This window comes from Paraburkholderia sp. BR10937 (assembly GCF_040965695.1).
Lineage (GTDB): Bacteria > Pseudomonadota > Gammaproteobacteria > Burkholderiales > Burkholderiaceae > Paraburkholderia.
Genome location: NZ_JBFRCL010000145.1, coordinates 1 through 1,150, shown reverse-complemented (window position 1 = coordinate 1,150; position 1,150 = coordinate 1). Strand labels below are relative to the sequence as shown.

Here is a 1,150-nt window from a genome sequence, read left to right as displayed (position 1 = left end):
ACCAGGCGCTCATCGCACTGGCACGGCGACGCTGCGACGTCCTGTTTGCCATGCTGCGAGACGGCACCTTTTACGAACCCAAGTCAGCCCCTAGCGCTTGACGAACCACATAGGGGCACCCCCCCGTGTTGCATTTGAAGGTGGGGCAAGTCGTGGATGCATTGGCTCGGCGTTTCGGCACGGCATACATTGACTATGCGCCGATCGAGGCTATTGAGCGGCTGTTTGGTCGTCAACCGCTGATGGAGCACTGGTTGCAGCAATTCGACTTAGTTCAGATTTGCAACTGAGACGATTCCTGCAAGATAGTCAAAGCCGGAGATGCTCTCCAGAATGCCGTTTATAAGCTATTCACTTGGAAGTCCTTTTCGGATGCAGTGTCGATGTCGATCGACCTCGGCAGCCGATTGCGCTGATCTCCATGCCCCGCATCAGCTGCATACTGCTTCGCCTGCCGTGGATTGCAAGACGCATTGGGATCGTCGGCTGCATAAATCTGGCGTGGCTTGGAATCTGAATGGTCGTCTCGGCGACACGGCGCGGACGATCTTGCAACGATGTAGAAAGCCGCTCAACGCTACTTTCGCGCTGGCAGAGCCATCTCCCCAGCAACCAACCCTACGTCGTTTGCGTCCTACCTAAGCTCGCATTGTTGATTCCGCCCAATGACCCGACAGCTTTTTATGCATGCGATTTTGTGATTCCGGCGGTCAACGTCGGCGTCTGGCATGGAGCTGTCGCGTTCTGATTTTGGGTCGCGGGGTTGAGAGTTGCGCTTTCATGAAAAGCGAAATTGCCGATGCGAGTCGGCAGTCTGCTTCATTTCTCTGCTGGCCGCCTTCTGACGCCGTATGAGACCCCTTTGATGCTCAATACGTTTGAGCCGCTCTTTTCGTTGGAAAACGCGCTTTTGCCTACATGTTTGGATAATTCGGGCCGCCGCCGCCTTCCGGCGTGACCCATACGATGTTCTGCGTCGGATCCTTGATATCGCAGGTCTTGCAGTGCACGCAGTTCTGCGCATTGATCTGCAGGCGGTCGCTGCCGTCGTCATTCTTCATGAACTCGTACACCGCGGCCGGGCAGAAGCGCGCTTCGGGGCCCGCGTAGGTGCGCAGGTTCACGTTCACGGGCACGCTCGCGTCCTTGA

1 protein-coding gene and 1 pseudogene are annotated in these 1,150 nt (G+C 56.7%); one reads left to right on the top strand and one right to left on the bottom strand.

Translation table 11 applies throughout. The features are described from left to right. Positions 1 to 119: 119 nt before the first annotated feature. A pseudogene (locus AB4Y44_RS42355) lies at positions 120 to 239 on the top strand (epimerase); the annotation flags it as partial. Positions 240 to 914: 675 nt separating this feature from the next. Here AB4Y44_RS42355 and AB4Y44_RS42350 read toward each other — a convergent pair. After that, positions 915 to 1,150, bottom strand: a 236-nt coding sequence (locus AB4Y44_RS42350) for a 4Fe-4S dicluster domain-containing protein (protein ID WP_368702810.1), incomplete at its 5' end; no start/stop codon positions are given.